At 47.8% G+C, this 16,290-nt stretch carries 12 protein-coding genes; 10 read left to right on the top strand and 2 right to left on the bottom strand.

The window, feature by feature from the left end; translation table 11 throughout:
- Window positions 1–5: 5 nt before the first annotated feature.
- The 10 genes from ACO0LE_RS03355 (at window position 6) to ACO0LE_RS03400 (ending at window position 13,992) form a co-directional block, all read left to right on the top strand.
- Window positions 6–1,496 (top strand): AlkA N-terminal domain-containing protein, encoded by a 1,491-nt coding sequence (locus tag ACO0LE_RS03355; protein ID WP_422959000.1) that lies wholly within the window; start codon window positions 6–8, stop codon window positions 1,494–1,496.
- A 75-nt stretch (window positions 1,497–1,571) separates the two neighbouring features.
- Complete coding sequence (locus tag ACO0LE_RS03360) at window positions 1,572–2,057, top strand: methylated-DNA--[protein]-cysteine S-methyltransferase (protein ID WP_422959001.1); 486 nt, start codon at window positions 1,572–1,574, stop codon at window positions 2,055–2,057.
- 329 nt (window positions 2,058–2,386) lie between these two features.
- A complete protein-coding gene (locus tag ACO0LE_RS03365; protein ID WP_422959002.1) occupies window positions 2,387–2,737 on the top strand; it encodes an energy transducer TonB in 351 nt (116 codons plus the stop codon).
- Window positions 2,738–2,980: 243 nt separating this feature from the next.
- Window positions 2,981–4,489, top strand: coding sequence for a metallophosphoesterase family protein (locus ACO0LE_RS03370; protein ID WP_422959003.1), 1,509 nt, complete (start codon window positions 2,981–2,983; stop codon window positions 4,487–4,489).
- A gap of 191 nt (window positions 4,490–4,680) precedes the next feature.
- A complete protein-coding gene (locus tag ACO0LE_RS03375) occupies window positions 4,681–6,903 on the top strand; it encodes a TonB-dependent receptor (RefSeq protein ID WP_422959004.1) in 2,223 nt (740 codons plus the stop codon).
- Window positions 6,904–7,162: 259 nt separating this feature from the next.
- A complete protein-coding gene (locus tag ACO0LE_RS03380) occupies window positions 7,163–8,167 on the top strand; it encodes a TonB family protein (protein WP_422959005.1) in 1,005 nt (334 codons plus the stop codon).
- A gap of 459 nt (window positions 8,168–8,626) precedes the next feature.
- On the top strand, window positions 8,627–9,835 hold the full coding sequence (locus ACO0LE_RS03385) for a hypothetical protein (protein WP_422959006.1): 1,209 nt from the start codon (window positions 8,627–8,629) through the stop codon (window positions 9,833–9,835).
- Between the two features lie 11 nt (window positions 9,836–9,846).
- Window positions 9,847–10,254 (top strand): hypothetical protein, encoded by a 408-nt coding sequence (locus tag ACO0LE_RS03390; protein ID WP_422959007.1) that lies wholly within the window; start codon window positions 9,847–9,849, stop codon window positions 10,252–10,254.
- Window positions 10,255–10,421: 167 nt separating this feature from the next.
- Complete coding sequence (locus ACO0LE_RS03395) at window positions 10,422–12,026, top strand: methyl-accepting chemotaxis protein (RefSeq protein ID WP_422959008.1); 1,605 nt, start codon at window positions 10,422–10,424, stop codon at window positions 12,024–12,026.
- A gap of 226 nt (window positions 12,027–12,252) precedes the next feature.
- Window positions 12,253–13,992 carry a methyl-accepting chemotaxis protein gene (locus ACO0LE_RS03400; protein WP_422959009.1) on the top strand — a complete coding sequence of 580 codons (1,740 nt, stop codon included), beginning with the start codon at window positions 12,253–12,255 and terminating at the stop codon, window positions 13,990–13,992.
- A gap of 247 nt (window positions 13,993–14,239) precedes the next feature.
- On the opposite strand, the gene ACO0LE_RS03405 is transcribed toward ACO0LE_RS03400, so the two are convergent.
- Together ACO0LE_RS03405 and ACO0LE_RS03410 are read right to left on the bottom strand one after the other, a co-directional pair.
- Entirely contained in the window at window positions 14,240–14,821 is a 582-nt protein-coding gene (locus ACO0LE_RS03405; RefSeq protein WP_422959010.1) for an ATP-dependent Clp protease proteolytic subunit, read from the bottom strand.
- Between the two features lie 109 nt (window positions 14,822–14,930).
- Window positions 14,931–16,136 carry a M20 aminoacylase family protein gene (locus ACO0LE_RS03410; RefSeq protein WP_422959011.1) on the bottom strand — a complete coding sequence of 402 codons (1,206 nt, stop codon included), beginning with the start codon at window positions 16,134–16,136 and terminating at the stop codon, window positions 14,931–14,933.
- Window positions 16,137–16,290: the final 154 nt, after the last annotated feature.

Consider the following 16,290-nt stretch of genomic DNA (forward strand, 5'->3'; position numbering starts at 1 on the left):
TGCTTATGGATACTTTCGCTTTCCCCTCATATTTTCAGGATGACGCTGAGCGTGATCATTATTACTATCGGGCATTGTCTGCCAAAGACAGTCGTTTCGATGGCGTCTTTTTTACTGGTGTGAGTACGACAGGAATATATTGTCGCCCTATCTGTTCAGTCAGAACGCCGCGCGCATCATCGTGCAGCTTTTACAGTTCTGCAGCGGCAGCCGAAGCCGCGGGTTTTCGTCCCTGCCTGCGGTGCCGCCCTGAATTAGCGCCCTATGCACTTCAGCAAAATCTGGCATATGCCGTGTGGCAACGTATCGCTGCAGGGGCATTGAATGAAAGCGGAATTGAAGCGCTTGCGGAGCAGGTTGGTTTATCGTCGCGCCAGTTACGACGCGTATTGCAGCAACAGTTTGGAGTGACTCCAGTCGAATTAGCGCAGACACAGCGCCTGTTATTCGCCAAAAAACTATTGCAGGAAACCCATCTGCCGATGACGGACGTCGCGTATGCCGCAGGCTTCGGCAGTGTGCGCCGCTTCAACGCTTTATTTGCCGAGCGTTACAAAATGGCACCCGGATCAATACGCCGTGCCGCTGCTGCCGAGAGTGACGGACTGGTATTGCGCCTTGCTTACCGGCCACCGTTTGCCTGGGATGCCTTGTTGGCGTATCTGCGCGGTCGGGCCATGCCGGGGCTAGAGGCTGTGATTGAGCAGGACGGTAAAGCCTCATATGTGCGCAGCGTCCAGCTCGAAGGTAAAACTGGCTGGTTACAAATCAGCCATCTGCCTGACAAGCAGCAGATCGCGTTGCAAGTGGCACCTGGTTTGTCCACCGTGCTGATGCCGCTGATTGCCAAGGTCAGACAATTATGCGATCTGGAGGCCAATCCTGTCGTGATTCAAGCGCATCTGGCGACCGAACCTTTATTGGCGGTACAACTAGCGCGGACGCCGGGTTTGCGAGTGCCTGGCGCTTTTAATGTATTTGAACTTGCTATCCGTGCTGTACTCGGGCAGCAAGTTAGCGTTGCCGGTGCCACGACTGTTTCGGGGCGTCTGGTGCAACGATTTGGCGAACCGGTCAGCACGCCGTTTGCTGCAGTAGGTTTTCATTTCCCCAGCCCGGAGCGGCTTGCCGGATTGCCCGTGGAAGACATCGCCAGAATTGGTGTTCCCGGAACCCGTGCCGCGACGGTTCAAAACGTCGCCCGTTTTGCACTCAGCGGAGGTTTGCAAAGGCAATCAGGACGAGGTTTTGACGATGTCGTCACCGAGCTAAAAACCATAGTCGGTATTGGTGAATGGACGGCGCAATACATCGCTTTACGTGCACTACGTTATCCCGATGCGTTTCCGGCAGGTGATCTGGCTTTACAAAAAGCAGCGGCGATTGCCCCGGATACCCGTCTGACTGAAAAACAGTTGTTGGTGCGTGCTGCCGCATGGTCGCCCTGGCGCGCTTATGCAGCCTTATTGTTATGGCACTCGCTCAGTAAGGAGTAAATAAGGAATACATAAGGAATAAGCAGGTTCGTTCATGCACAGAATATGTTGAATTTAGTAAACAAGGAAACGACGATGTTTTATATAAATTATCCAAGTCCGGTCGGCATGTTGTTAATTGCCGCCAGTGAGCAGGGATTAGCGGGCATTTATTTTGAAGAGCATAAACATTTCAAAGGGTCCCAAGGCTGGCATGAGCAAGCTGATCATCCCATCTTGCAGCAGGCACGACATCAATTGGCCGAGTACTTTGCCGGGCAACGCCAAGACTTTGATCTGCTGCTTGATTACTCTGCTGGCACTGCATTTCAGCAAACGGTCTGGCAAGCCTTGCGCCGTATACCTTACGGCACCACCGTCAGTTATGGCGAACTGGCGAAACAGATTCAGCATCCGGCGGCTGTACGCGCGGTGGGTGCTGCCAACGGACGTAATCCTATTTCCATCATCATCCCCTGCCATCGCGTGATTGCAGGTAATGGGGCATTGACCGGCTATGCCGGAGGCGTGCAAAACAAACAGCGTTTGTTAGCGTTAGAGGAGGCATCTTTATTCGCCTGACAAAAAAACCAGGTTTTTTTAAAAAAACAGAAAAAATTTATTGCACCAAGTCAGATAGAAAAAGCGCATCAATAGTGCCGGGCAGACGATATCTGCACTGGCCTGGAGAAAAGTAATATCAAGCGAATATGTCTTCTTGCACTGCCTTGATGCAAGGCAACTATTATGGTTTTTGGGAATATCTCCTATTCGAATAATCAATTTTTAATGAGATGAATTGCTCTTTATAGTGATTCTGCCTGCAGCGTTTTCAGGAACGAATCAAACATCTTGCGGCTACTATTGCGTCGCCATTTGCGTCACTCTCATCTCAAATTTTCGGAGGATGTATGTTCATCACTACTCGTCGTTTGTGCGCTATCTCTGCTTTGTTCATGTCTGTAGTTTCTGCGCAAGTTTTTGCCAGTGAGGCAAAAAATCCGTTTGAAACAAAGAGCTGCGATATTCCGGCTTACCCTGATAAATCGATCAGCCTGAGTGAAGAAGGCCTGGTGAAATTGCAATTCATGACGAACGAAGAGGGTAAGGTGGTTGATGCAAAGGTGGTCAAATCCAGCGGCTATCGCAGCCTGGACAATGCCTCTCTGACTGCCTTGAAAGAATGTAATTTCAAGTCCCTCGTCAACCATAGCAAGCCAAATAAATGGGACAATATTTCCTTCGCCTGGGTCATGCAATAATGTTCAACCATGAAAAAAGGGAGTCACTAACGCCTCCTTTTTTTATTGACCCGTCGTCATAAAAAACTTTCCTGACGCATCACATTCTCCGCACAGACTAATCAATAATCCAATAATCCAATAATCCAATAATCCAATAATCCTAGGTTACAAGAATATACAATCCCGATTCATCCCCCGGAAACAAATTGCGGTTAAGCTATACGCGACATATTTTTCGTCATTGATAGCCCGGGATATTTCATGAAGCATGGTTTTTCTTCTACCTCGTTATACTGCGTTCAGCGATTAATTATCGTTGGCCTTATTGGTGCATTCAGCGCCTGCAGTACGATGGCACCGGTGACTTCCGTCACCTCTGTATCATCACAAACATCGACAGTATTTCAGCGCGCTCTTGTTTCGGAACAAGGCTTTAACTGGGTCGTATTGGGTGAACAAGGCCAGGCGATTGCCCGCAGTATTACCGGAGCAACTATGTGCCCGGCTCTGATACAAGACGGCGTTGCCCAGACTATGACCGTGCGTGCCGCCTCAGGCAGCGTCGCACAACGTAAGACGGCGAGTAGTGCCGAGGACTCCAAAGCATCAGATTTTCCGGTGTTGACCTGTGAAGCGATTCTCAATCCGGCGACCAGAGTAGCCAGTATCAATGGCCAGACTTTGCCCTTACCGAAGCAGGTACCGCAAAAAATTCTGGTGATCGGCGATACCGGTTGTCGCTTGAAGAAAGCCGATAATTATTTTCAGCCATGCAATGATGCGAGTAAATGGGCTTTTTATGATGTGATCAAAACGGCGACAGAATTTAAACCCGATCTGGTGATTCACGTCGGTGATTACCACTATCGTGAGAACCGTTGCCCTGAAGGTAATGCTGAATGCGCAGGCAGTCCATGGGGTTATGGCTGGGATACCTGGAAGGCGGATTTTTTTACGCCAGCAGCCCCTTTGCTCAAAGTCGCTCCCTGGGTTGTTGTCCGCGGCAACCACGAATCCTGTATCCGCGCAGGACAAGGCTGGTGGCGCATGATGGACCCGCGTCCTTTACAAGCGGGTCGTGATTGCAATCTGGAGCAGGACGATATGCGTGGTGACTACAGTCCGCCTTATGCCGTGCCACTGGGTAAATTTGGAGAACAAAACGCGCAACTCATTGTGTTTGATTCTGCCAAAATTCCGGGTAAAGCAATCGCGAAAATCGATCCAGCCTACACAATTTATATGCAACAATTTCAGGCGGTGGATCAGTTGTCTGAGCAGGCGGATTTTAATTTCTTTATCAATCACCATCCGATACTCGGTTTTGCATCGGACCGGAAAAAAGGGGAATCCGTCGAATTTAAACCAGGCAACGCAGCTTTGCAAAGCCTGATGCAAAACTATCATCCGGTACGACTGTTCCCAAGCAAAGTACAGGCGACCTTATCTGGCCATGTGCATTTGTTTGAGGCGATCAGTTTTACATCCGATCATCCGACACAATTCGTCTCCGGTAACGGAGGGTCATCTCTGGACCAAGCGTTGCCAAATCAGATACCTGCTGGCATGACACCTTTTCCTGCTGCTGAGGTCGATCATTTCAGTAATTCGAATGAAGTCGGATTCATGACTATGGAGCGGATTGCTGAGGGCTGGAAAATGCAGTCCTGGGACAAGACCGGCAAACTCATGACGGCGTGCCTGATGTCGGATGGCAAAACAAAATGCAAACTCATGACGCAACAACCTAAACAATTACCTAAACAATAACTGCAGCAATAACTGAAGTAATAAGTTCAGTACAAGTTAGTCAAAAAATGGGCGATAAAAAAAGCGGAGTCAAGTGCTCCGCTTTTTTGTTGTAGTGTCATTGAATTGTCATTTTTTGTTCATCATCACGTCATAGCGCTTTCCTATACTCGGGGAATTTTTACCCACCGAGAAATAATCAGGAAGGCAATATGATGGATCGCAAGCAGCAATTTACCCGTCGCGTCATGTCGGCACACGTATTGATCGCCGTCAGCTTAATGACCGCGCAAACCTATTCCCAGGCGCAAATCGTGGTAGTGGCACAAGATGCCGTAGTTGAATCCGGCTCTGCTCTGGATGCTAATGCGATCAAAGATAAAGTGGTGATCACCGGTTCCAGCGCTGCTAATCGTGCACCGGTTCAGGCATCATTAAAAGCGACGCAGCCGCAGTCCATCATCACCGCCACCTTCATTGAACAAGCGGTGACACCGCTCGCCGACTTCAATGCGGTTGCCCGCATCGCTCCTAGCGTTGGCGGCGGCGTTTCTGCAAATGGTCCTGGTCTGGCGGAAACCAAAGTTACTCTGCGTGGCTTTCAGGACGGCGAATACAATATGACGTATGACGGTATTCCTTTTGGCGATACCAACAATCCTACACATCACTCCACATCCTATTTCCCGGCACGGATTATCGGCGGCATGGTAATTGAGCGTGGTCCGGGTAACGCCAGCAACCTCGGGCAAGCGACTTTTGGCGGATCTATTAATCTGTTTTCTAAAGAATTATCACCAGATTTCCATTTCACCCCGTACGCAACGTTTGGTTCATGGAATACCAAGATGCTGGGTGCGCAGATTGATAGCGGCCAGCTCGCCAATTTTGGTGACATGAGCTTTATGTTCAATGCCTCGCGTTTAAGCACGGACGGCTATCTGTCATACAGTGGCGTGACCGAAGACAATTATCAGTTCAAGGCACAGCGCAATTTTGGTAGCGATACCGTCGTTACGGTATTTTCTACTTATAACAAAATCCATAGCTATGTGCCAGATAAAGGACCAGCGACCCTGAGCCAGGTTGCGCAATTTGGCAAAAACTACGCTTTGAACAATGATCCAACGAGCCAGAATTATTTTGGCTATAACTACAACAACAAGACGACGGATTTTGAATATATTCGCCTGCAAACAAAATTGGCAGGTTGGGGCATCGACAACGTGCTGTACACCTATGCCTACAATAACGATACTTACTCTGGACAGGATGCCAGCGGTGCTACCGCTAACGGCACAAAAGCCGGACCGGCAGGCAATAAGAATGTTCCTGGTTACAACAAGCTGAATTCGTATCGTGTGAACGGCGATATTTTCAAAGCAACGAATAGACTCGACGCCGGCTTATTGCGTGCTGGTGTATGGCTGGAAAGTTCAAACACCGACCGTCATACCTATGATCTTGACTGGACATTAGGCGTTCCTAATCCAAAGGAATCAACAGCACCAAAAACGATTTCCTACGATCAGCGTTCTTCATGGAAGCAGTACCAGCCTTTTATTGAATTTGAATGGGCAGTCGCGCCTCAATGGACGGTAACGCCTGGCGTGAAATATGTAAATTTCCAGCGTTCTTTGGACGCCCCGGTAAATCAGACAACGCGTATTCCTACTCAGGCAGATCAGACCTACTCAACCACTCTCCCTTTCTTGACCGTGAATTACAGCGTCAATAAAGAATGGTCGGCATACGCGCAGGTTGCCAAAGGCTTTCTGGTGCCTGATTTGTCGATGTTCTATGTGAACAATCCTAACCTGAGCACACCTAAACCGCAGACGTCAACGAATTACCAGTTGGGCACCGTGCATCAGTCTAGCAACCTGACATTTGATGCGGATGTGTACTACATCGACTTCAATAACAAAATTGCTTCCACGGGTACTGGCAATGATCTGGTGTACTACAACCAAGGTGGTGTTGTTTATAAAGGTGTGGAAGCGGCGGCGACTTACTATGTCGGCAGTGGTTTTTCTTTGCATGTGAATGGATCGATTAACAGCGCAAAAACCAAAGATACTAATCTGCAGGTCGCGAAAGCGCCAGAGTCGACTTCCGCATTTGGCGTCCTTTACAAAGCCAACGGTTTGTATGGATCACTGATCGCAAAAACAGTCGGATCCCAATACGGTAAAGACGGTGAACCGGCTGCGTATAAAATCGCAGCCTATACAACCACAGATCTGACAGTGGGTTATCGCTGGAAAGAACTGGGATCAACGGTTAAAAATATCAGGACGCAAGTTGGTATCAATAATTTGTTCAATAAACAAGACGTAACCTCGGTATCTGCGAATAGCAAAGGCGTCGCATTTGATCAATACAGTTTTCAAGCAGAGCGTAGCTGGGGTATATCGATTAGTGCCGATTTCTAATAGCTGATCCACGCGCTAGTATTTATCTAAAAACCCCTTCCATTAAAAGAAGGGGTTTTTTACTGATTTTCAATAACCCGGTATCTGGAAAATGTAAGAATAGACCGTATAAACAACTAAGCGTTGCGTCTTTGAGTTACTTCATTTGCTCACAATCATTTCTCGTTTTAGTATTGATCAAACGAATCAGATATCTCCTAAAAGTGAGTTCCTGACATTTGTTTAGATAAATAATAAATAGATAAGCGGAGACCGCGTAATGAGACATTCTGTAGGCATTCGTGTCTGCGTAGCTTGCGTTATTGCATTGCTCGCGGCATGCCAGAAAAAACCAGCTAACGAGCAAGCTTCCGCTGCAACGTCTGCATCTGCTCAAGCGCCGTCTGCGCCAACCGGCATAGTTAAAAATGCGATACGTCATACTGAAGAGACAGCCGATGTGACTAAATGGATGGAGATGGCGTCCACTAAAACACCGGCACAGTTAGCCGAAGAGGCAAAACAGAAACAAATTAAAGAGACAAACGCGGAAAAAGATAGTAAGCCAAAAACGGACATAAAATCACCCGATCCCAAACTGGGCCCAGCTCAAGAACAACCAAAACAAACTGCGATCGTAGCTGCGCAACAGGTACTTCCAAACAATAAGTCTAATGACGTTCAAGTGGTTGCTACAGCGGTAGTTCCAATAAAGCCGCCACAACCCGCACCAGTACAACCAACGAACGCTCCCGCACCGGTTCAATCTGTTCCTGAATTAAGCGTTCCAAAACTGATTTCAAGTGTTCAGCCTGCTTTTCCTGCCGCGGCAATACTAGCGGGTATTACCGAAGGGAGTGTTAGCGCGCGCCTCACAATTGGTTTGGACGGTAAGGTTGCACAGGTAGAAATTATTAAAGCAAAACCGGCCAAAGTGTTCGACAAGGAGGTCGTCTCTGCAGCTTCACAGTGGCGCTATGCGCCACTTTCTGCTGCGCAAACCAGGGTAGTCGATTTTAATTTTCAGAATGCGTTGAAACTGATTTCAAGTGTTCAGCCTAGTTTTCCGCAGGCGGCAATTCAAGCAGGAGTAACAGAAGGACTGATCAGCGCACGTATCAGTATTGGCGTGGATGGCAAAGTAAGCCAGGTCGATATTATTAAGTCGAAGCCACTTAAATATTTCGACAAAGAAGTGATCGCTGCAGCTTCACAATGGCGGTATGCACCGATATCCAGTGCGCAGACGACCATCATAGAATTTGCGATAAAACAAAGCAACTAAGCTCGGATAGATTTATTAATTTAGCTTGTTGAAGATAAAAAAACTTTTCAAAACAAGCTATTTGTCTGCATGAAGTGAAGAAGGATTTTGTGTAACAATTTGCTGCTAGATGTTTGTCACAGTCACAGAAAATATTTAAATTCCAACTCTAAATCAAATTACACCGAACAGTTAAAAAAGACACCAAAAGTCACAAATCTGTTGCGTATTAATGCTGTACCGGGAGGTTAACTTGATAAAAACCTTTAATCGTCTAATCTGGGCTTGAAATGATAACGAATGTCAACTTTGCTGGATTGCAGCATTTCTTTGTGGCAATCTTTGGCATTAACTGAAGTGTGACAAATAAAATATTCACATTTCTGCTTTTTAGTTCATTTCATGCGGTCTTCTGCCATGCAATGAACGTTGTAGTTCCGGAAAAAATTGGCTAGAACTTAAAACTCAAAAGGAGAGAAAATGAAATTAACACCCTACATGGCTCTACTTGCATTGCCATTGGCGATTTCAAGTGCTTACGCTGCTGATTCTACAGATGGCCCGACAATCACGATTAGTGGTTTTGGTACGGCTGCACTGACACGCTCAAACACGGACGACGCTGAATTTTCTCGTCCGAATCAATATGCAGGCGTGAAATCTACAGCAAAAACTGGCCCAGATTCTAATTTTGGTATTCAGGCAACAGCAAAAATGAACGATTGGCTTTCGTTCACTGCGCAGGGATTAGTTCGTAAAAACGTCACGGACGAATTCGGTGGTGAATTGGCATGGGCATTTGCGAAGTTTAAAGTTTCTGACAATTTGAGTGTGCGTGTTGGCCGCGTTGGACTACCCGTCTACATGATCTCGGACTATCGCAATGTTGGATACGCAAACAATATGTTGCGTCCACCTGTTGAAATGTATTCACAAGTATTAATTGAAAGTGTTGACGGTGTCGATGCTGTTTATCAAACTTCATTTGGTGACAGCACACTCACCGCTCAATTAGCACTGGGCCAGACGGAGACGAACAACACTTCAGCTGGGCGCTTCTACACGGCAAAATTCAAATCCCTTAGCGGCCTGAATGTGCAATTGGAAAACGGTCCTTTCACTGTCCGTTTCGGCAGAGTTGATACCAAAGTCAGTGTTGAAGACTCATCAATAGTGAACACGGTTGTTGGTGGCCTGACACAATTTGGATTTACTTCAGCAGCAAACAGTATCCGTGTTAAAGATACTAAAGCCTCATTTACTTCAGTTGGCTTGGGCGTAGATTGGCAAAATTTTGTAGTGTTATCCGAATACGGCAAACGTAAATCTGAGTCTCTCACGGTACCTGAATCGACATCTTGGTACACCATGTTTGGCTATCGTGTCGGCAAATTTATGCCTTACTTTAATCATGCCTCTGTTACCCAAGATAGTCCAAAATCTGTTGCAGGCTTGCCTACAACCGGTCCACTGGCAGCACTGACGGCCGGCGCAAATTCATTAGCTGCTTCTGGAGCGATCCAAACTAGTAACAGTGTCGGTGTGCGTTGGGATTTCAGTAAATCCGCTGCATTAAAAGTCCAATTAGATCGTTTCTCGCCTGACAACGGTGGCACATTTATTCGCGCTGTGCCGACGTTCAAAGGACCGGTTACGGTTGTTGCAGCTGCAGTTGATTTTGTGTTCTAAGGAGAGCCGATATGAGAACAATTCAAAAGATAGTACTAGGCTTAACTTTAATAGCCGCCTCGTTGTCTGCCATGGCGGAAGTTGTCATTGTCGTTAATCCGAAGAATGCAGCACCGCAGATGACCTCTGAGCAAGCTGCTCAGTATTTCCTGGGTAAATCCACCGCACTGACACCGATTGATCAACCAGAAGGTTCCGCAATCCGCGGTGAATTTTATAAAAAACTGGCAGATAAAGAAGCGTCTCAGGTGAAGGCAATCTGGTCTAAATTAGTGTTCACAGGCAAAGGCACTTTACCGAAAGAGTATGGTTCCAGTGCTGACGTAAAAAAAGCAATTGCCGGTGATGCGAACCTGATCGGTTATATTGAAAAATCAGCGGTTGATTCTTCTGTAAAAGTGGTTGCAACATTGCCGTAACTTATGAACTGATAGAAAGTAGTTGAGGTAATTTCATTTGGATTTGAGATCTGAATGAATTTACATCGCGGCAATCCACCCCGTTTTGACGTGGTGGATTGCCGCTATTTAAAATGCTGTATTCTCAACATAAAACGCACGAATAAACAAAATTAAAGGCGCATGATATGAGCATCAAACGCAGAATTTGGGCATTGCCAATAATCGCAACGATTATTTTTGGTGTGGGACTTGCGGTCAGCGTGTATTTCTCAACGACTGCAATCTCTTCTATCAAGACCACGGAGAATGTGGATTACCCAGTTTTGGACAGAGCGAAAATCCTGTCAGCGGACGTACGTGGACTAACGGATGCTCTCAAAGATGCCGTATCAGAGGGCGATAAAAAGCGTATCGACGTAGTCGCTGAGAGCGCAAAAAAAGTGAAAGAGAAATTGCAAAAGCTGGGAGAAGTGCCTGGTCAAAAAGCGTTGGCCGACAAGCTAACTGCCGAGTTTGACTCCTACTATGCTCCTGCCATCAAAGTTGCCAAGATCATGATGGAGATTGAGCAAGGTGATCCTCAGGCCGAAATCGGCAAGATGCAAAGTGCTTTAAAAATATTGGAATCCGACCTCGCAAAAACGGTAGAAAGTGCGCAAAAACAATTTACGCTTGGCGTTGAAAAAAGTGGCGATAGTGTACGCAATGTTCTGTACACCGCTATCTTGGTCGCGTTGATCGTCACCTTGTCTCTCGGCATTGTCTCATTCTTCGTTGTGCGGACAATCTGGCAACAATTAGGGGGTGAACCTGAATATGCGCGCGAAATTGCTGCAGCCGTTGCTGCGGGTGATCTGAGCATGAATATCAACACCGACACAGGTGATACCAATAGCTTGTTGGCGGCACTCAAAGAAATGCAGGAACGTCTGCAACATATGGTTGCGGACATCAAAACATCCGCAGAAACCATCAAAGTTGCCAGCGCAGAAATTGCTTCCGGTAATGCCGATTTGTCCAGTCGTACTGAGTCACAAGCGAGTAGTTTGGAAGAAACCTCAAGTTCGATGGAAACCTTGACTGACACCGTAAAACAAAATGCCGACAATGCACGTCAGGCCAATCAGTTAGTGCAAAGCGCCTCTGGCGTTGCGGTCAAGGGTGGTCAAGTCGTAAGCCAAGTGGTAACGACCATGGCGGAGATCAACCAGTCGTCTAAAAAGATCGTTGATATTATTGCGGTGATTGATGGTATTGCTTTTCAAACGAATATTCTGGCGTTGAATGCTGCTGTAGAAGCTGCGCGTGCAGGTGAACAAGGACGTGGTTTTGCAGTGGTAGCCTCTGAGGTGCGTAATTTGGCACAAAGAAGTGCAGCAGCCGCAAAAGAGATCAAAACCCTGATTGGTGACTCAGTTGACAAGGTGACAGTCGGATCGAATTTGGTTGATCAGGCAGGGAACACCATGGATGAGATTGTCGCGTCCGTCAAACGCGTTAGCGATATCATGGCTGAGATTACTTCTGCAAGCCAAGAACAAAGTGCCGGTATACAAGAGGTCAGTATTGCGATTGGCCAGATGGATGAGATGACCCAACAAAACTCGGCTTTAGTGGAAGAGGCTGCTGCTGCTGCTGAATCTCTTGAAGAGCAGGCGGATCACCTTACCAGCTCACTCGACGTGTTCAAATTATCGTCGGCCTCTTCGACGCGTGGTGTTACAGCAAGACCAGCAAGCGCTGTCGTTAAAACGCAGACCTATCAGGCAACAGCTATCGGAATGGACTAGTCCCTAATCGGCACCGAAATTCGGAGTTGTATTTGCTTCCTCCTACCCGCTTGGTTGGCTTCAAGCGGGTTTTTTTATATTCAGAAATTATAGAAAGTCAGTCCTACAGCTTTGCATGACGTATATTTTATTGATAATCACGCGTATATTCGTTCATTAGAACTTTCATACTCGACATCTTGTTAGGCAACTCTCCATCGTTAGTACCTCATTGGAAGGACTTACCATGAAATTGTTTTATGACTTGAGAATTTCGGCAAAATTGTTCGTGGGCTTTATCTCTCTGCTGTTGCTCACCAGCTTTCTCGGTATTTTCTCCATCTATCAATTAGCCCAAGTCAATCAGACTACGACTGATCTCGGTACCAATTGGATGCCTAGCGTCGATGCGGCGATGGGAATTAAGGAGCGTGTCTCACGTATTCGTTCGCAAGAGGCTCAAGTCGTCTCAGCTGAGAGTCCCGAAGAAGCTGATAAGTATGCAGGACGAGTTAAAGAAGCTGTCACCGGACTCAGAGAAAACGAAAAAAAATATCAAGCGTTAATTAGTTCACCGCAAGAAAAAGTCGAATTCGACGAGTACCTGAAACTGATGGGGAGCTATCTCGCGCTCTCTGACAAAATGTCGACATTGGCGCATGAAGGTAATACCAAGGATGCAACGGCGATTTTACGAAACGAATCGTCTAAGCTGAATTCCCAAATTCGTACAATGGTCGACAAGCTGGTAAAAATTAACAGCGATGGCGGTGCCGCGTCATATCAACGTGGTACAGAAGTGTATAAAAGTTCGCGCATATGGATCATTGGTGTCCTTGTTGCAAGTATTTTGCTGGGACTTACTATGGCATATTGGATTGCCAATGTGGTGTCTAAACCCTTACAGCACGCGGTAAAGGTCGCACAGACGGTAGCGTCGGGCGATCTGACTAGTCATATCAATGTAAATAGCAAAGATGAGACTGGTATGTTGCTTCAGGCTCTCAAAGAAATGAATGCCAGTCTGTTGAAAGTCGTCAGCGAAGTCCGAAGCGGTACCGACCAGATAACCTCGGCATCAATGCAGATTGCAGAAGGAAACATGGATTTATCCAATCGCACTGAGACACAGGCCAGCTCCTTGGAAGAAACCGCTTCCTCCATGGAAGAAATCACTTCGACCGTCAGACACAATAGTGACAACGCGCGGCAAGCAAATCAGTTATCGATCTCGGCAACACAGGTAGCAATGAAAGGGGGCGATGTGGTTTCGCAAGTGGTCGACACTATGGGATCGATCAATGCCTCATCGAAAAAAATTGTCGATATTATCGGTGTGATTGATGGAATCGCATTTCAGACAAACATTTTGGCACTGAACGCGGCCGTTGAAGCCGCTCGTGCGGGTGAGCAAGGACGAGGATTCGCGGTGGTTGCTTCCGAAGTACGCAATCTCGCACAACGCTCTGCCAGTGCAGCAAAGGAGATCAAGGAATTGATTAACGATTCTGTCGACAAAGTAGATCAGGGTTCGCGGCTGGTGGATCAGGCGGGCAGTACGATGCACGAAGTTGTCGAAAGCGTTAAACGCGTCAGCGACATTATCAGCGAAATTACGGCTGCCGGCGCAGAGCAAAGTTCGGGAATCGACCAGATCAATAACGCCATCACGCAGATGGATCAGGTGACGCAGCAAAATGCCGCTTTGGTTGAAGAGGCTGCTGCAGCGGCAAAATCCTTGCAGGATCAGGCAGCAAATCTTAGTGAGGTCGTGAGTGTGTTTAAACTGGATCAGACCAGCGTTAGTTCTGCTTCAGCCGTCAGGCCATCGGTCGTTGCAACACGCTCCGCGCCAGCCGCAAGCAAGCCAAAATTAGCTGCTCGTGCTCTGCCAAAACCTGCTTCTGCAAGTCAGCGCAACGATAAAGAAGGTGCCGCGAAACCCAAAGTCGCTACTGCGGCATCAGATGATTGGGAAGAGTTTTGAGTTTGATAGCATGACAGGTAGTTTTTAATCTAACCATGATCAAATTTGAGGCTTCCCAGGCCTTATACGGGTCTTGAACATCATTAATTTACTAGGCCCGAATGGGTTCAGAGCAGGCAAAAAAATAGCAGGGTGGAATATACTCCCCCTGCTAATCATTAAAACATGCCTTAATCCGCATAACTTATATAGTGCATTAAAATATACTGGAGTCCAGTATATGAATGACTACTATATTTGCGACGTTTTACCCCACTAATTCAGTTTGCTTGACAATGATCTTCGAGACTAGGCCGTAGTCTTGCGCTTCGCTGGCGGTCATCCAGTAATCGCGGTCGATATCGGCGGTTACTTTTTCCAGTGTCTGACCAGATTCGCGAGCGATTAAGCCGGCGATGCGCTCGCGGACTTTGACGATCTCACGTGCTTGAATGGCGATATCACTTGCTTGTCCGCCCGCGCCGCCGCTAGGCTGATGAATCAGGAAGCGGGTATTTGTCAGGCAATAGCGGCGTTCTTTTGGCACCGATAAAAAGACATTGACCGCAGCGCTGCCAACCCAGCCTGTGCCGACCATATTCACCGGCGCGTCGATGAAGCGCACCATGTCGTGGATCACATCGCCAGATTCCACATGACCGCCCGGTGATGAGACCAGCATGGTGATCGGATCCTTGGATTCGGCAGCCAGCGCGATCAGGCGTTTGCTGACTTCGGAGGCAAGTTTGTCGTTGATCGTTCCAAATACCAGTACGGTACGTGATTTAAACGCTTTTTCTTCGAGAAAAGGGCTGCGTGCTGCGTCGTTGTTGTCTTTATCGTCTGCCATGAGTATGCTCTTGTGCTTTAGTTGTGAAGTTAGTGCGAAATTCCGGGGAAAGAGCCTGAAATTTAGCGTAGGTAAGTTAACCTGAGTAATTTATCCAAATAGATGGCTATCAAGTTGTTTTTTTCAAGTAGGCTTCCGCCAGTCTGACCCAATAAGTCGCACCGATCGGCAGCAAGTCATCATTGAAGTCATAACTAGGATTGTGCAGGTTGCAGGGGCCGAGGCCATGGCCCATCTCACGATGTTCGCCATCACCGTTGCCCAGAAACACGTAGCAGCCGGGTTTGGCTTGCAGCATAAACGCAAAATCTTCCGCGCCCATTGTCGGTTCAACCTTGTCATTGACTTGCGCATCGCCAACCACCGAGCGCATGACTTCCGTGGCAAAGGCTGTCTCTCTGGCGTGATTGATCAGCGGTGGATAATTGCGTTTGAATTTGAAATCGACCTGAGCGTCAAAGGCCGCCGCGGTGTGCTCGGCGATTTTTTGCATCCGGCTTTCAATCAGATCAATCATCTCTGTACTAAAACCGCGTACGGTGCCGATCAGCGTTGCGTCGTCAGGAATCACATTGGTCGCACTACCTGAGTGAATCTGGGTCACTGACAGCACCGCCGACTCCAGCGGACTGGCATTGCGGCTGACGATGGTCTGCCAGCTTTGGGCGATTTGGATGGCGACGATAATGGGATCAATGCCTTTGTGCGGTTGCGCTGCATGGGCGCCTTTGCCTTTCACGATGACCTCAAATTCATTCGAGGACGCCATCATCGGCCCGGCGGTGACGCCGAAACTGCCGACGGCTGCGCCAGGCCAGTTATGCATGCCAAATACCGCATCCATCGGACATTGCTCAAATAAACCATCGTCCATCATACGTTTCGCTCCGCCACCGCCCTCTTCTGCTGGCTGAAAAATCACATATACCGTGCCATCAAAGACCGGGTGGCGTGATAAATAATGTGCCGCACCAAGCAGCATTGCCGTATGTCCGTCATGGCCGCAGGCATGCATTTTGCCTAAATGTTTAGAGGTATGGGCGAAGCTGTTGATTTCTTGCATGGGCAGTGCATCGATGTCCGCCCGCAAGCCGATCGCGCGCGAACTGCTGCCATGTTTGATGATGCCGACGACGCCGGTGCTGCCGAGGCCCCGAATGACTGGTATTCCCCATTCTTGCAGCTTGCCGGCGACGACGTCTGATGTGCGGTGTTCTTCAAAGCAGAGCTCAGGATGGGCGTGGATATCACGTCGTATTTGCTGTATTTCGCTGTGGAATGCGAGGATGGGGTCAATAGGATCGAGTATTTGCATGTCGGTCTCCGTGCAACAACGTTCAAGTCTTGCGCCAAAATAGGGCGCAGTGTATGTTGTAATTGCGTAAATTTTTGGTCTGGCTGATTGTCGTGCCGAGTTTCAGCCTCTGTAATATTTTAGTGTAAAGCATTTTTTGTCGAGATGATGGACG

Origin of the sequence: Undibacterium sp. Xuan67W (assembly GCF_049340165.1) — a bacterium.
Taxonomy (GTDB): domain Bacteria; phylum Pseudomonadota; class Gammaproteobacteria; order Burkholderiales; family Burkholderiaceae_D; genus Undibacterium.